Below are 14,842 nucleotides of genomic sequence, written 5' to 3' on the forward strand. Positions count from 1 at the left end.
CCCGGTTCGCCGGGCATCTTCTCATCAGAAGCGATAATCCACAGCCATAAAGTAACGACGTCCATCTTCGTTATAGCTGTAGTCGTCACGACTGAGATCCTTGTCACCCAGGTTCAGCACGCCCGCACGCAGTTTGACGTCTTTGGTCACCTGCCAGGCCGCGCCGGTATTCCAGATGGTATAGCCGCCCGGTGTTTTAGCCGTCGCGCTGTCTGCTCGTTTCTGCCCGGTATAGTGACCAGAAACATAGAATGACCAGTCTTCCAGCGCCAGCGGTTTCCAGTCCAGCGTACCGTTAGCAGTATGGAACGGCAGATCGGATAGCGGTTTATTTTCGCCGTTGCTGACATCACGACCATCGTTGTAGGTGTAGTTGAGTGACAGTTTCCATTCATCGTTGAACGGAATTTTCAGTTCGGTTTCCACGCCCTGAATACGTGCTTTGTTAACGTTGTAGTAGCTGAATACCGGCACACCGTCCGCTGTAAAACCAACAAAGTTTTGGTAGCCCGGTGCAGCATTGACGTCAGACGTACGGCTGATGCTGATACGATCTTTCACATCGTTACGGAAAACGGTCACGCTGGATTCCACCCCTTCCAGCCAGCCCTCTTCACCCAGGTAGTACAGCCCCAGCTCCCAGCTTTCGCTGGTTTCAGGTTTCAGATCCGGGCTACCCACAATCTTACATGCCCCACGGCAGGAATTGCTCGTCCAGTCAGGGCTAAGTTGCAACAGAGAAGGCGCTTTAAATGCCGTCGCCCAGCCCCCTTTCACCGTTACAGTATCGGTGGCGTTATAAACCAGGTAGGCACGCGGACTCCAGTGTTCACCGTAGGTTTCATGATCGTCCATACGTACGCCGGTAGTCAGTGACAACGGTTCGAAGATCCGCCATTCATCTTCAACAAACAGCGCGTACTGGCTGGCAGATGTTTTGGTGCTGGTACCACCAGTCAGGTTTACCGCATCGCTAAGTTTGTCGTGACGCCATTCACCGCCAAACGTGACAAACTGATTAATCGCCGTCAGCGGCAACGTGTATTTGCCATCGACGGTATTACTTTCGGAAGTGATCGGACTGCTGTTACCAGGGTTTTTGTTCTCAACTTTCTCGCCGTAATATTTCAGTTCGCTGGTACCGTAATCCCAGCGACCATTATGGCTGACAGAGTAGTTCTGGCGTTCGAGGCGGTTTTTGTCCAGCGAGTCGGAATCACGATCCTGACGGTCAAAACCGTATCCGGCAGTAAAATCGTGATTTTGATTCGGTGTCCAGGCAAATTCAACATTGCCGTCGCGGCTGGAGAATCCTTCAATACGTGGTGTTTCTCCGGTATCGGTGGTGGTTGAATTTTGTGGATCATCCTTTTCACGTTTTGCCAGGCTGCCGTAAGCTTTCATTCCCAGCACGCCATCAATCAATGGTCCGCTGGTAAAGAACTGGCCGTTATAGGTATCACCGCGATCGCGATGTTCCTGAATGGTGGTATCGACGGTTACTGTGCCTGCCCATTTTTGGCCGATTTTTTTAGTGATGATATTCACCACACCGCCAAGTGCATCGGAACCGTACAGCGAAGACATCGGGCCACGGACCACTTCAATACGTTCGATGGAATCGACCGGGATCCAGTTCAGATCGAAATCATTATGGCGGAAGACGGCATTGCGGGAGTTAACGCGTTTACCATCGACAAGAATCAGCGTGTAGCTGCTGTCGAGACCACGAATACTGACACCCTTGCGGTTGTCACCTTCGTTCGTCAGTTGTACGCCTGGCACTTCTTTGAGGACATCTTTCAGATTCTGAACAGGTTTACGCTGCAAATCTTCCTGAGTAATAACGCTAATACTCGCAGGTGCATCTTTGAGGTTTTGTTCAATGGAAGAGGCGGTGACAACCATCGTTTCGCCATCGCTATCAACCGCTAACACAGGCCATGCACAAGAAATTGCGGACAAACATAGCCCGACCCGTACGAAAGGGTTCAACCTAAACATTCCATATCTCCATGAGGTAACTACGAAAATAAAATGGGTTATCGCTCACATCTTCTGCATGTCCCCCTGCGCAAAACGTCATCGCGGTGGACTTTTTAATATGCAGGCGCTCACCTCAGAAAGCCTGATCAGCCTCTGATTTGTCAGCCTTTTTGGTTTGCCGTAACGATAATGCAAACGATAACAATTATCAATCTAATTGTTAAATTTATATCAGCATGATTATTAAGGAAAAGAAAAAGCCCTCTCGGTTGAGAGGGCTTCGTTAGGAAGGGGGATGACTTATTTGTTGTCGTTCTGCGGGAACTTCATTTCGCTGTAACGCACAAAGTGTGTTCCTTTAATCAACTTGTAACCAAACCAGATAGCCAGGAACAGCGGAATACCGATATACGTCGCCGCTACGCCGCCCCAGTCGATGGTGTCTTTCAGGAACGCTTCGTAGTTCTGACCCAGAGTGATGATCAGGCACAGTACAAATGCGAAGATCGGCCCCAGCGGGAAGAAACCAGAACGGTATGGCAGATCGTTAATATCATGACCCTGCAATACATAACCGCGACGGAAGCGATAATGGCTAATTGCAATCCCCAGCCAGGCGATGAAACCTGTCATCCCGGAGGTGTTCAGCAGCCATAAGTAAACTGTCTGGTTACCGAACATAGATGTCAGAAAGCACAGACCCGCGATCACCGTTGTCGCATACAGAGCGTTACGCGGCACGCCACCACGCGACAGTTTAGCGAAAATACGCGGCGCTTTACCGTCACAGGCCAGGGTATACAGCATACGGGTAGATGCATACATCCCGGAGTTACCCGCTGACAGTACTGCCGTCAGAATGACCGCGTTCATCACTGCCGCCGCAGAGAGCAGCCCCGCGTGCTGGAACACCAGGGTGAACGGGCTAACGCTAATATCTTTCACATCGTTACGCAGCAGGCTCGGATCAGTGTAAGGAATGATCAGGCTGATGATCAGAATCGCGAACACATAGAACAGCAGGATTCGCCAGAACACCTGACGCACCGCGCGCGGAATGTTTTTCGCCGGATCTTCAGATTCGCCAGCTGCAATACCGATCAACTCTGTTCCCTGGAAGGAGAAGCCGACAATCATCGCCACACCGATCATCGCCGCAAAACCACCGGCAAACGGTGCCTCGCCTATCGTCCAGTTGCTCCAGCCCGCCGGCTGTGCGCCTTTGAAGATACCAATAATCATCATTACACCGACGATGATAAAGATAACCACAGTGGCAACTTTGATAAGTGAGAACCAGTATTCAGCTTCACCAAAGCCACGAACAGAGATGTAGTTCAGCAGGAAGATAACGCCAAGGAACAAGGCACTCCAGATCCAACCGGGCGTATCCGGGAACCACCAGCTCATGACCAGCTGCGCAGCTACCAGGTCAACAGCGATAGTTACCGCCCAGTTGTACCAGTAGTTCCAGCCCAACGCGAAGCCAAAGCCTTCTTCAACATAGTTCTGACCGTAAGTGGCAAACGAACCGGAAACCGGCATATATGCAGCCAGTTCACCGAGACTGGTCATCAGGAAGTAAACCATCAGACCTATCAGAATATATGAGAGCAGCGCGCCACCTGGGCCCGCCTGAGAAATCGTTGCACCAGAAGCAACAAAAAGACCTGTACCGATGGAACCGCCAATGGCAATCATCGTCAGGTGGCGCGCCTTTAACTCACGGCGTAAACCGGGCGCTTCTGTAGTTTTAGTTTCGGAAACCATACTAAAAATGCTATCCATCCAAAAAATGAGGCGCGATTGTAGCAGAGGAAATGCTTTCCTTCCGGTACAAATACGCAGTTATAAGAGACCTTCATGACTGCCTGCGGATTATAAGTAAAGCAGAGATTACGTGAGTCGCCCCCCTGCTTCAACATGCCCCGCTCCACATCAAGGTTTGGTGCAATAACTTAAAAACCGTTGTAGCGCATTTGAAAGGTGTTTCTGCCGATGATGAATGCGCCACATAGTGCGCATCAGGCGTGGCAACGGCACTGCCACTTCACTTAGCGTGCCAGCCTGCAATTGTTCTTCAATTACACGCCGTGACAAGCAGCTGATTCCCAGACCATGACGCACGGCGTGCTTAATGGCTTCTGAGTTGCCAAGCTCCATTGCCATCTGGAACTTCGGCAGATGCGATAACAACAGATAATCAACAATCTCCCGTGTTCCTGAACCGCGTTCACGCAGGATCCATGGCGCATTAGCCAGTTGTTCTAATGTTACCGGACCTTGAGCTAACGGTGATGACGGGGAGGCAAAAACGACAAGTTCGTCTTCCAGCCACGGTTCCGAAATTATCTCGGTACTGTGGCACGGACCTTCAATCAGACCGATATCAACACGAAAATCGAGTACGGCCTGGATCACCTCCTGGCTATTGCCAACGCTCAGCTCCAGCGGTAACTCCGGGTAGTCCTGACGATAGCGAGCAATTACCTCCGGCAATATATAGTTGCCAATAGTACTACTGGCAAATATACGGATCGCACCGTTGTCGCCACGAAATAATTGTTCGATCTCAATTGCCCGCTCCAGCAATGCCAGCGCACGCGGGTAGAGCAAACGCCCGTGTTCATTAACCACTAGTCGCTTACCGACACGGTCAAAGAGCTGAACACCAAGCTGCCCTTCCAGATCGGTTAAGGCCGCGCTTACCGCCGACTGTGATAACGCCAGCATTGCCGACGCCTGAGTCGTTGATCCGCTTTTTAAAACTTCAGTGAATACTTCTAACTGCCGCAGAGTGATGTGCATGATCGCTTACCACTTATAAAGATTAATTATAAATATATAATCAATTTTATTTTTAAACCAGATCGCCGTAACCTTAATGCCCGGATAAAGGAGAAGGTTATGTCAAATATCACCTTACAGAATCATCGTCGTACAGTGTGGCATTTTATACCGGGGCTTGCCCTGAGTGCAGTGATTACCGGGGCCGCCCTGTGGGGTGGTTCCATTCCCGCGGTTGCGGGTGCCGGGTTTAGTGCCCTCACCCTCGCAATTTTGTTGGGGATGGTTTTAGGCAACACCATCTATCCGCACATCTGGAAAAGCTGTGACGGTGGTGTGCTGTTTGCCAAGCAATATTTATTACGTCTGGGTATCATTCTTTATGGCTTCCGTCTGACGTTCTCGCAAATTGCCGATGTTGGTATCAGTGGGATCATCATTGACGTGCTGACGCTGTCCAGTACCTTCCTGCTGGCTTGCTTCCTGGGGCAGAAAGTGTTTGGTTTGGATAAGCATACCAGCTGGTTGATCGGTGCCGGTAGCAGTATCTGTGGTGCTGCAGCGGTACTGGCGACTGAGCCGGTAGTGAAAGCGGAAGCCAGTAAAGTAACCGTGGCTGTTGCAACCGTCGTTATCTTCGGGACCGTCGCGATTTTCCTCTATCCGGCGATATATCCGCTGATGACTCAATGGTTTAGCCCGGAAACTTTCGGTATCTACATTGGTTCTACTGTGCACGAAGTGGCGCAGGTGGTGGCAGCAGGTCATGCCATCAGCCCGGATGCAGAAAACGCAGCAGTTATTTCCAAAATGCTGCGCGTGATGATGCTGGCTCCGTTCCTCATCCTGCTGGCGGCGCGTGTTAAACAGCTGTCTGGGGCGAACAGCGGCGAGAAAAGCAAAATCACTATTCCGTGGTTTGCCATCTTGTTCATCGTAGTTGCCATCTTTAACTCGTTCCACCTGTTACCGCAGAGCGTGGTGAACATGTTGGTAACGCTGGATACCTTCCTGCTGGCAATGGCGATGGCGGCGCTGGGTCTGACCACTCACGTCAGCGCGCTGAAAAAAGCCGGGGCAAAACCTCTGCTGATGGCACTGGTACTGTTTGCCTGGCTGATTGTTGGTGGTGCTGCGATTAACTTTGTAATTCAAAGCATCATCGCATAAACCACTACATCTTGCTCCTGTTAACCCGCTATCATTACCGTTTTCCTCCAGCGGGTTTAACAGGAGTCCTCGCATGAAATACATTGGAGCGCACGTTAGTGCTGCTGGCGGTCTGGCAAATGCCGCAATTCGCGCCGCCGAAATCGACGCAACCGCGTTTGCCTTGTTCACCAAAAACCAACGTCAGTGGCGTGCCGCGCCGCTCACGACGCAAACCATCGATGAATTCAAAGCTGCCTGCGAAAAGTATCACTACACGTCGGCACAAATTCTTCCCCACGACAGTTATCTGATTAACCTCGGACATCCGGTTGCTGAAGCCCTGGAGAAATCACGCGATGCATTTATTGATGAAATGCAACGTTGCGAACAACTGGGTCTCTCTTTGCTCAACTTCCACCCTGGCAGCCATTTAATGCAAATCTCCGAAGAGGATTGCCTGGCACGTATTGCTGAATCCATTAACATTGCACTGGATAAAACCGAAGGCGTGACGGCTGTAATTGAAAACACCGCCGGTCAGGGCAGCAATTTAGGTTTTAAATTCGAACATCTCGCCGCGATTATCGCCGGTGTGGAAGATAAATCTCGCGTCGGCGTCTGTATCGATACCTGTCACGCCTTCGCTGCCGGATACGATTTACGCACTCCCGCTGAATGCGAAAAAACTTTTGCTGAGTTTGAACGCATTGTCGGCTTTAAGTATCTACGCGGTATGCATCTTAACGATGCGAAAAGTACCTTTGGCAGCCGCGTCGACCGTCATCATAGTCTCGGTGAGGGCAATATCGGCCACGATGCGTTTCGCTGGATTATGCAGGATGCGCGTTTCGACGGTATTCCACTGATTCTCGAAACAATTAACCCGGATATCTGGGCAGAAGAAATCGCCTGGCTAAAAGCGCAACAAACTGAAAAAGCGGTGGCCTGATCAATGAACGACAGGGAAAAGCAGATTCTTAAAATTCTGCGGCGCAACCCACTGATTCAACAGAATGAAATAGCCGATATTCTGCAAATCAGCCGCTCGCGCGTTGCCGCTCATATTATGGATTTGATGCGTAAAGGTCTGATTAAAGGCAAAGGATATATCCTTACCGAGCAGGATTACTGTGTGGTTGTGGGGGCAATCAATATGGATATTCGTGGAATGGCGGATATCCACTACCCGGAGGCGGCATCGAATCCGGGTACTGTTCACTGTTCAGCGGGCGGCGTTGGTCGCAATATCGCTCATAACCTGGCTCTGCTTGGTCGGGATGTGCATTTGATTTCGGCTATTGGTAACGATTTTTATGGTGAGACATTGCTGGAAGAGACGCGCCGTGCAGGTGTGAACGTTTCAAGCTGTATTCGCCTGCATGGGCACAGCACCGCAACTTATCTCGCTATCGCCAATATGCAGGAGGAAACTGTACTGGCAATCAATGATACGCATATCCTGCAACAGCTGACGCCGCAACTACTCAATGCTTCACGAGACCTGATTCGTCATGCTGGTGTGGTGCTGGCAGACTGTAACCTCACCGCCGAAGCACTGGAATGGGTCTTTACCATCGCTGATGAAATTCCGGTATTCATTGACACCGTTTCCGAATTTAAAGCGAGCAAAGTGAAAACCTGGTACAGCCGGATCCACACCCTGAAACCGACACAAAATGAACTGGAAATTTTGTGGGGACAGCCAATTAAAGATAACGATGATCGCATCAGCGCTGTAAATTCACTGCATCAGCAAGGTGTTAAACGTATTTTTGTTTACCTGAAAGATGAGTCTGTTTTTTGCAGCGAAAAGGACGGCGAGCAATTTTTATTGACTGCGCCAGAGCATACGATAGTAGACAGTTTTGGTGCTGACGATGGTTTTATGGCAGGGCTGATTTACAGTTTTCTGGAAGGAAGCAGCTTTCGCGACAGCGCCCATTTCGCTATGGCCTGCGCGGCGTTATCGCGCGCCAGTGGCAGCATAAACAACCCTACCCTGTCTGCCGATAACGCGCTTTATTTGTTGCAGATGGCCTGAATATGATGCCGGATACGACGCTTAGAATGTCTTATCCGGCATACAAATTGTGCACTACGCCAGCCCAATAAAGAACCCGGCAATGGTCGCACTCATCAGGTTAGAAAGTGTCGCCGCCGCCAGCGCCCGTAAACCAAGCTGGGCGATTTCCGGCGCACGGTGTGGCGCAACCGCAGAAAATGCGCCAACCACCACCCCGATAGAACCAAAGTTAGCGAAACCGCACAACGCGAAGGAAATAATCGCCACGGTTTTAGCATCCAGAGTGCCAGCTGTTTGCAGATAAGGTGAGAAATTGAGGTAAGCGACAAATTCATTAATCGCCAGCTTCTGTCCAATCAAACTCCCGGCAAGATTCGCATCACTCCAGTCAACCCCCATCACCCACGCCAGTGGAGCCAACAGGTAACCTAAAATGGACTCCAGCGAGGCATGTTCAAAACCAAACCAACCGCCAACGCCGCCGATAATACCGTTAATCAACGCAATGATGGCAACAAATGCCATCACCACTGTCGCCACACCTGCGGCGATTTTCAGCCCGGTCATTGCCCCTGTAGCGGCGGCTTCAATAATGCTTTTTGGCGGTGTTTCGGTGAAAGAGAGGTTATTAAAGGAAACCTGCGAAGATTCCGTAGCCGGACTTAACATGCGGGCAAACAAGATCCCGCCAGGGATAGCCATTAACGATGCCGCCAGCAGATATTCCACAGGCACGCCCAGTGCGGCGTAACCAATCATTGTCGAACCAGCAATCGAGGCCATCCCGCTACAAATCGCTGTAAATAATTCATTGCGATTCAGACGATCGATAAAGGGTTTGACGATTGCCGGAATTTCGTTTTGCCCGAGGAAAATGGTAGTGACCGCGACGAATGACTCGATCTTGCTGATATTTAAAGCTTTCTGGAAGATACCGCCGAGAATGCGAATTAAGATCCCCATCACACCGATGTAGTAGAGAATACTCACCAGTGCAGTGACGAAGATAATTGCCGGTAATACCCTGAAACCAAAGATAAATCCTGCACCATCAAATAAGGTGTCCATTTTCGGTCCGACCAGAGAACCGAAGATAAATGCGCTACCTGCATCGCTGTACGCCATCACTTTATGCACGCCAAAAGCGACTTTTTCTGCGACCCAACGCCCTGGCGGTAACCAAAGCATAATGCCGCCAATCACGACCTGTAACACTAACGCCGCGCCAACGGTACGCAGGCTGATCTTCTTCTTGTTTACTGACAGCAAAAACGCAATTGCCAGCAGTACCACCATTCCCAGAACACTTCTCATGACATCCATAGTTATTATCTCTTCATGTCATTTTGGGCGACGGCTTTCTGCCCATCAGAAATAGCCGGGCCTGCATCTTGCGATACTGTCCCAGCTTGTTATCAACACTTAATGGGTTTTGATGTAGCCGCGCACGCACTCTTCGACTAATCCCCAGAACCAGTCGGTATCAATAGTGATGCCGACTTTGGTATTGGCGGGCTTGCCAAGAACGCCCAGCTCGTCGCAGACGGTACGCCCGTAACAAGGGCCACTGTTAACGTCCACTTCGACGTACATCTCCTGGGTTTTAATACCATCGGGGTTAATCAGATAACCGATACAGGTGGCGTCATGTACCGGGCCGCCAGCCAGACCGTAGTTTTCGAACTGGGTTTTCAGAGTGAAGTTCATGATGTCGCTGAACAACTCTCCGGCAGGGCCGCCTGCCCTTTCCATCCGTGCAATCACGTCCGGAGTGCAAACGGTCTGGTTGGTGAGATCGAGGCCCATCATCACTAATGGAACGCCGGAGGTGAACACCACGCGTGCGGCTTCCGGGTCAGCAAAAATGTTGAACTCGGCAGAAGGGGTGAAGTTGCCAGTACCGTAAGCGCCGCCCATTAGCACAATTTCACGGATTTTTGGCAGGATTGCGGGTTGCATACGCATTGCCACCGCGATATTTGAAAGCGGACCAACCGGCACCAGAGTGATATCGCCATCGCTTGCCATCAGGGTATCGATGATATATTTCACCGCATGGGTGTTTTCTGCCTGACGAGTCAGCGGTTCGAATACCGGGCCATCCAGTCCGGTTTCACCGTGAATATTATCGGCAACGATTTGTTGCCGCATAATGGGTTGTGGCATCCCCGCATAAACCGGAACATTAATCTCCAGTTTCTGGCAAACATTCAGGCCATTAATTAATGTTTTATCGAGGGTTTGATTCCCCGCCACAATAGTGATACCTAATAAATCAATCGCCGGATGTTTCGCGGCCATCATTATGGCAATAGCATCATCATGACCCGGATCACAATCCAGAATAATTTTTCTCTTTTCCATTGTTTATTTCCTCTGTTTCCAGTTGCGTTATTTTTTCTACAGCAAAGAAAATTCGACCGGGCCGATGATTGAATCTTAACAACAGCGTACGTATGCTAAATATGAGAAATCTCATAGCGGATAAACATCGTGAAAGAAATCCACAATAATGATCTTAAGCAGCAATTGATGAGTGAGTCCGCGTATAAGGATTGCTTTTCAACGGATGTTTCAGCCGATGCACGGCTGTTTCATTTTTTAGCACGTGACTACATTGTGCAGGAAGGGCAACAGCCGTTATGGCTGTTTTACCTGACGCGAGGCCGCGCCAGGCTTTACGCCACGCTTGCTAATGGTCGTGTGTCGCTGATTGATTTCTTTGCTGCACCCTGTTTTATTGGTGAGATTGAGTTAATCGATAAAGATCATGAACCACGAGCGGTACAGGCGATTGAAGAGTGTTGGTGCCTTGCACTCCCCATGAAACATTACCGTCCGCTGTTATTAAACGACACGCTATTTTTACGAAAACTCTGCGTCACCTTAAGTCATAAAAATTATCGTAATATTGTTTCTTTAACTCAGAATCAATCATTTCCGTTAGTGAATCGCCTGGCAGCATTTATATTACTCTCGCAGGAAGGTGATCTTTATCACGAAAAACATACCCAGGCAGCAGAGTATTTAGGTGTTACTTATCGTCACTTACTATATGTGATCGCTCAACTCATTCACGACGGTTTATTAATTAAAAGTAAGAAAGGGTATTTAATTAAAAACAGAAAGCAGTTGTTAGGGCTGGCACTGGAGATGGACCCGGAGAATAAATTCTCCGGGATGATGCAGTAAAAAATAATCTGGAATAGCGCGATTGCCGGATGCAACGCTTAATAAGCGCGTACATCCGGTAATGAAACTCAAGCTAAACCAATAAAGAACCCGGCAATGGTCGCGCTCATCAGGTTGGAAAGCGTTGCTGCTGCCAACGCCCGTAACCCAAGCTGAGCGATTTCCGGCGCGCGTTTTGGCGAAATAGCCGAAAACGCCCCAACGACTACACCGATAGAACCAAAGTTAGCAAAACCACAAAGCGCAAAGGAGATAATCGCAATGGTTTTCACTTCCAGCGTGCCGCCCGTTTGCAGGTATGGAGAGAAACTCAGGTAAGCGACGAATTCGTTAATCGCCAGTTTCTGCCCAATCAGGCTACCCGCAAGGTTGGCATCACTCCAGTCCACACCCATGATCCACGCCAGCGGTGCCAGCACATAGCCAAAAATACTTTCCAGAGAGGCATTGGAAAAACCAAACCAGCCACCAATTCCGCCGATAATGCCGTTGATCAGCGCAATAATTGCCACAAACGCCATTACCACCGTCGCCACACCAGCGGCGATTTTCAACCCGGTCATCGCACCGCTCGCCGCCGCTTCGATAAAACTTTTTGGCGGCGTTTCGCTGAACGACAGATTTTCAAATGTCACCTGCGAAGGCTCGGTTGCCGGGCTAAGAATACGCGCAAACAGAATACCACCGGGGATCGCCATCAGCGATGCCGCTAACAGGTAGTCTATTGGTACGCCCATTCCGGCATAACCAATCATCATCGAACCAGCAATGGACGCCATCCCGCTGCAAATTGCGGTAAACAACTCGTTGCGATTCATGCGATCGATAAACGGTTTTACGATCGCCGGGATCTCATTTTGCCCAAGGAAAATAGTGGTAACCGCAACAAAAGATTCGATTTTGCTGATGTTGAGGGCTTTCTGAAAAATACTGCCAAGAATGCGGATTAGCAGCCCCATCACGCCAATGTAGTACAGCAGGCTGATGAGCGCAGTGACAAAAATAATCGCCGGAAGTACGCGAAAGGCGAAGATAAAGCCTGCGCCATCAAACAGGACATCCATTTTCGGCCCGACCAACGAACCAAAAATAAAGGCACTTCCGGCGTCACTGTAAGACATCACTTTATGTACGCCTAATGCCGCCTGCTCTACCGCCCATTTTCCGGGTGGAAAATAGAGCATGATTCCGCCAATAGCGATTTGCAGCAGCAATGCAGCTCCGACCGTGCGTACGCTGATACGCTTTTTATTCACTGACAATAAGAATGCAATTGCCAGCAATACCACCATACCCACCAAACTTCTCATTATATCCATAATGATTTTCCTTTCATGCCAGTAAACCCGGCGCAAGCGCCAGGTTTCGGTATGTATGATCAGTACGGGCGACGGCTTTCTGCCCGTCAGAAATTAACCCGCGAGACGCTGGTATTCTTTGGCAATTTCGCTCGCCAGAATGGCGTTGTTGAACACCAGTTGGATGTTGGATTTCAGGCTGTCACCGCCAGTCAGTTCAGCAACACGAGCCAGCAGGAACGGTGTACTTTCTTTACCAATAACGCCCTGCTCTTCGGCTTCGGCGACGGCTTGATCTATGGCTGCATTGATAGATTCCTCCGGCATCGCAAACTGTTCCGGGATCGGATTCGCCACTACCAGGCCGCCGTTCAAACCGGTTTGCCATTTCACTGCCATTGCACGAGCGATTTCCGTGGCACTATCAAGGCGAATACTGACTTCAAATGGGCTGGTACGGCAGAAAAACGCAGGCAGCGCTTTTGTCTGATAGCCAATTAACGGTACACCGAAGGTTTCTAAATATTCTGTTGTTAATCCTAAATCGAGAATAGATTTTGCACCGGCACAAACAACGGTGACATTAGTATTTGCCAGTTCCTGTAAATCGGCAGAAATATCGAATGTATGTTCCGCACCGCGATGCACACCACCAATACCCCCCGTTGCAAATACTTTAATTCCTGCCAGTGCCGCGATAATCATCGTTGAAGCAACGGTGGTCGCACCATTTTTCCCTGCGGCAACGACAAAAGGTAAATCACGGCGACTGACTTTCGTCACGTTATGCCCTTCACGGCCTAACAATTCAATTTCTTCTTTGCTCAAACCTACTTTCATGACACCACCAATAATGGCGATTGTTGCAGGTACAGCACCGTTTTTACGAATTGTGTCTTCTACTTCAATTGCCGTCTGAGCATTTTGCGGAAATGGCATACCATGCGAAATAATGGTTGATTCAAGAGCAACAATCGGTTTTTTATTTTTTAAAGCTTCTTGTACTTCGGCAGATATTTGTAATAGTTCAGGGGACAGAGTTAATTCAGACATTCGGAGTTCTCCACTAACGATGTAACATTGGCAATTGATAATTCAGGGTTATTGGTATATTCACAGGCAAGTGCCATTGACGAACATCCCTGCGCAAATCGAACAGAATCGGTAAACGACATCCCATCTACCCAACAGGAGGCCAGCCCCGCCATCATGGCGTCACCTGCTCCGGTAACATTAATGACATTGGTTTTAATCGGCGCAGACCAGCCACTTTCACCGCCGATATCACTGTAATAAACACCATCACCGCCCATGCTCAGCACCAGGCGGTTCAGGCCGTGTTGATGAAACCAGGCTGCGACCTTTGCGACATCTTCACGCCCAGACAGTGCAATTCCACTCAGTGTTTCAGCTTCAAGACGGTTAGGTTTCAGAGTATGAATTTTGCTCAGATGATCGCGAATTTTGACGCATTTCCACGCCGATACCGGATCAATAAATACAGGCGTTTCCCCGCTATTTTCCAGAACCCAGACCAGCGCCTCTTCACTCAGGTTGCAATCCGCGACAATAACATTTGCACCACGAATAAATTCCTGATGCTGAGACAGAAATTTTGCAGAAATACAGTCGCTAATATTCATGTCATTAATAGCAACAAGCATTTCTCCGGTATTATCGAGCAGTGATAAATAACTGGAGGTATTTTCACCCGGCACAATTAAGCATTTATCGACATAAACACCAGATTGATTAGTTTGCGCCAGTAATGACTGTCCATAGAAATCACCGCCCACTGCACTTAAAAGCCAGGCATTTTTTCCCAGCAACGCCAGATTATGAGCGATATTTCTCCCCACACCGCCTGGGGTAAATTTTATTTTTCCGGGATTCGAATCCGCATAATTCAATGACTGGTGTGAATACCCCGCCACATCAATATTCGCCGAACCAATAATTACTATGTAGTCCTTTTCGCGCATAGCACGCCCCCTGGCAATAAATTGCCAACGAAGAAATTGGGTAAAATAGTCTTTATGAAAGATAAGACTATTAGAGCACATGTTCAGATTTAAACACGTGTTCATAATAGACCTGTTTAAATTAATGTAAATCGATCAGAAAAAGCGAAATAAGCCAGATATGAAGGCGGTCACAAAATTTGGTTGCTTATACAGCAATAAAAGGAAAAGTTGTGATGCATAACACGTTGTACTTGTCATACTTCACGTTGCATGTGCTACGTCTGCGGGTTAATCGGCCTCAGGCCTCAGCCTTTCAGGACCAACACAAGCGTTGTTCAAAACGCCACTGCCGTTGTGTCCTGCAACTCGAATTATTTAGAGAATATAAGAACAGGGAAAGGAAAAGGGCAGAGAAGACTCTGCCCTGATGATGAAGAGGA

At 49.2% G+C, this 14,842-nt stretch carries 12 protein-coding genes; 4 read left to right on the top strand and 8 right to left on the bottom strand.

What is annotated here, in order from left to right; all coding sequences use genetic code 11:
• Nucleotides 1-24 precede the first annotated feature (24 nt).
• The 3 genes from cirA to yieE form a co-directional block, all read right to left on the bottom strand.
• Nucleotides 25-2,004, bottom strand: coding sequence for a catecholate siderophore receptor CirA (gene cirA / locus EFER_RS11265; protein WP_000489295.1), 1,980 nt, complete (start codon nt 2,002-2,004; stop codon nt 25-27).
• Between the two features lie 282 nt (nt 2,005-2,286).
• Nucleotides 2,287-3,756, bottom strand: coding sequence for a lysine-specific permease (lysP, locus tag EFER_RS11270; RefSeq protein WP_000253266.1), 1,470 nt, complete (start codon nt 3,754-3,756; stop codon nt 2,287-2,289).
• A 168-nt stretch (nt 3,757-3,924) separates the two neighbouring features.
• Nucleotides 3,925-4,794: a DNA-binding transcriptional regulator YeiE gene (gene yieE, locus EFER_RS11275; protein ID WP_000548321.1), complete on the bottom strand. Its 870-nt coding sequence runs from the start codon at nt 4,792-4,794 to the stop codon at nt 3,925-3,927.
• Nucleotides 4,795-4,893: 99 nt separating this feature from the next.
• Between yieE and EFER_RS11280 the strand changes: the two genes are divergently transcribed.
• From EFER_RS11280 to EFER_RS11290, 3 genes are all read left to right on the top strand, one after another.
• Entirely contained in the window at nt 4,894-5,943 is a 1,050-nt protein-coding gene (locus tag EFER_RS11280; RefSeq protein WP_000065815.1) for a YeiH family protein, read from the top strand.
• A 73-nt stretch (nt 5,944-6,016) separates the two neighbouring features.
• On the top strand, nt 6,017-6,874 hold the full coding sequence (nfo, locus tag EFER_RS11285; protein ID WP_000873874.1) for a deoxyribonuclease IV: 858 nt from the start codon (nt 6,017-6,019) through the stop codon (nt 6,872-6,874).
• A gap of 3 nt (nt 6,875-6,877) precedes the next feature.
• Nucleotides 6,878-7,966, top strand: a complete 1,089-nt coding sequence (locus EFER_RS11290; protein ID WP_000999812.1) for a sugar kinase — start codon at nt 6,878-6,880, stop codon at nt 7,964-7,966.
• Nucleotides 7,967-8,020: 54 nt separating this feature from the next.
• Here the strand turns inward: EFER_RS11290 and EFER_RS11295 are convergent, their stop codons facing one another.
• Together EFER_RS11295 and rihB are read right to left on the bottom strand one after the other, a co-directional pair.
• The gene (locus tag EFER_RS11295; RefSeq protein ID WP_000382947.1) at nt 8,021-9,271 is read right to left on the bottom strand and encodes a NupC/NupG family nucleoside CNT transporter; all 1,251 of its coding nucleotides are present in this window, start codon (nt 9,269-9,271) and stop codon (nt 8,021-8,023) included.
• 99 nt (nt 9,272-9,370) lie between these two features.
• Entirely contained in the window at nt 9,371-10,312 is a 942-nt protein-coding gene (gene rihB / locus EFER_RS11300; RefSeq protein WP_000415422.1) for a ribosylpyrimidine nucleosidase, read from the bottom strand.
• Between the two features lie 129 nt (nt 10,313-10,441).
• Between rihB and EFER_RS11305 the strand changes: the two genes are divergently transcribed.
• The gene (locus EFER_RS11305; RefSeq protein WP_000658611.1) at nt 10,442-11,140 is read left to right on the top strand and encodes a transcriptional regulator YeiL; all 699 of its coding nucleotides are present in this window, start codon (nt 10,442-10,444) and stop codon (nt 11,138-11,140) included.
• A gap of 68 nt (nt 11,141-11,208) precedes the next feature.
• Here the strand turns inward: EFER_RS11305 and EFER_RS11310 are convergent, their stop codons facing one another.
• From EFER_RS11310 to EFER_RS11320, 3 genes are all read right to left on the bottom strand, one after another.
• The gene (locus EFER_RS11310) at nt 11,209-12,459 is read right to left on the bottom strand and encodes a NupC/NupG family nucleoside CNT transporter (RefSeq protein WP_000353870.1); all 1,251 of its coding nucleotides are present in this window, start codon (nt 12,457-12,459) and stop codon (nt 11,209-11,211) included.
• A 93-nt stretch (nt 12,460-12,552) separates the two neighbouring features.
• The gene (psuG, locus tag EFER_RS11315) at nt 12,553-13,491 is read right to left on the bottom strand and encodes a pseudouridine-5'-phosphate glycosidase (protein ID WP_001293152.1); all 939 of its coding nucleotides are present in this window, start codon (nt 13,489-13,491) and stop codon (nt 12,553-12,555) included.
• Nucleotides 13,479-14,420: a pseudouridine kinase gene (locus EFER_RS11320; protein WP_001207103.1), complete on the bottom strand. Its 942-nt coding sequence runs from the start codon at nt 14,418-14,420 to the stop codon at nt 13,479-13,481. Before EFER_RS11320 ends, psuG begins: the two co-directional genes overlap by 13 nt.
• Nucleotides 14,421-14,842 lie beyond the last annotated feature (422 nt).

Origin of the sequence: Escherichia fergusonii ATCC 35469, assembly GCF_000026225.1 — a bacterium.
Classification (GTDB): domain Bacteria; phylum Pseudomonadota; class Gammaproteobacteria; order Enterobacterales; family Enterobacteriaceae; genus Escherichia; species Escherichia fergusonii.

Coding starts and splice junctions, on each gene's coding strand:
- cirA (WP_000489295.1), bottom strand. CDS start 2,004: ATGTTTAGGTTGAACCCTTTCGTACGGGTCGGGCTATGTTTGTCCGCA.
- lysP (WP_000253266.1), bottom strand. CDS start 3,756: ATGGTTTCCGAAACTAAAACTACAGAAGCGCCCGGTTTACGCCGTGAG.
- yieE (WP_000548321.1), bottom strand. CDS start 4,794: ATGCACATCACTCTGCGGCAGTTAGAAGTATTCACTGAAGTTTTAAAA.
- EFER_RS11280 (WP_000065815.1), top strand. CDS start 4,894: ATGTCAAATATCACCTTACAGAATCATCGTCGTACAGTGTGGCATTTT.
- nfo (WP_000873874.1), top strand. CDS start 6,017: ATGAAATACATTGGAGCGCACGTTAGTGCTGCTGGCGGTCTGGCAAAT.
- EFER_RS11290 (WP_000999812.1), top strand. CDS start 6,878: ATGAACGACAGGGAAAAGCAGATTCTTAAAATTCTGCGGCGCAACCCA.
- EFER_RS11295 (WP_000382947.1), bottom strand. CDS start 9,271: ATGGATGTCATGAGAAGTGTTCTGGGAATGGTGGTACTGCTGGCAATT.
- rihB (WP_000415422.1), bottom strand. CDS start 10,312: ATGGAAAAGAGAAAAATTATTCTGGATTGTGATCCGGGTCATGATGAT.
- EFER_RS11310 (WP_000353870.1), bottom strand. CDS start 12,459: ATGGATATAATGAGAAGTTTGGTGGGTATGGTGGTATTGCTGGCAATT.
- psuG (WP_001293152.1), bottom strand. CDS start 13,491: ATGTCTGAATTAACTCTGTCCCCTGAACTATTACAAATATCTGCCGAA.
- EFER_RS11320 (WP_001207103.1), bottom strand. CDS start 14,420: ATGCGCGAAAAGGACTACATAGTAATTATTGGTTCGGCGAATATTGAT.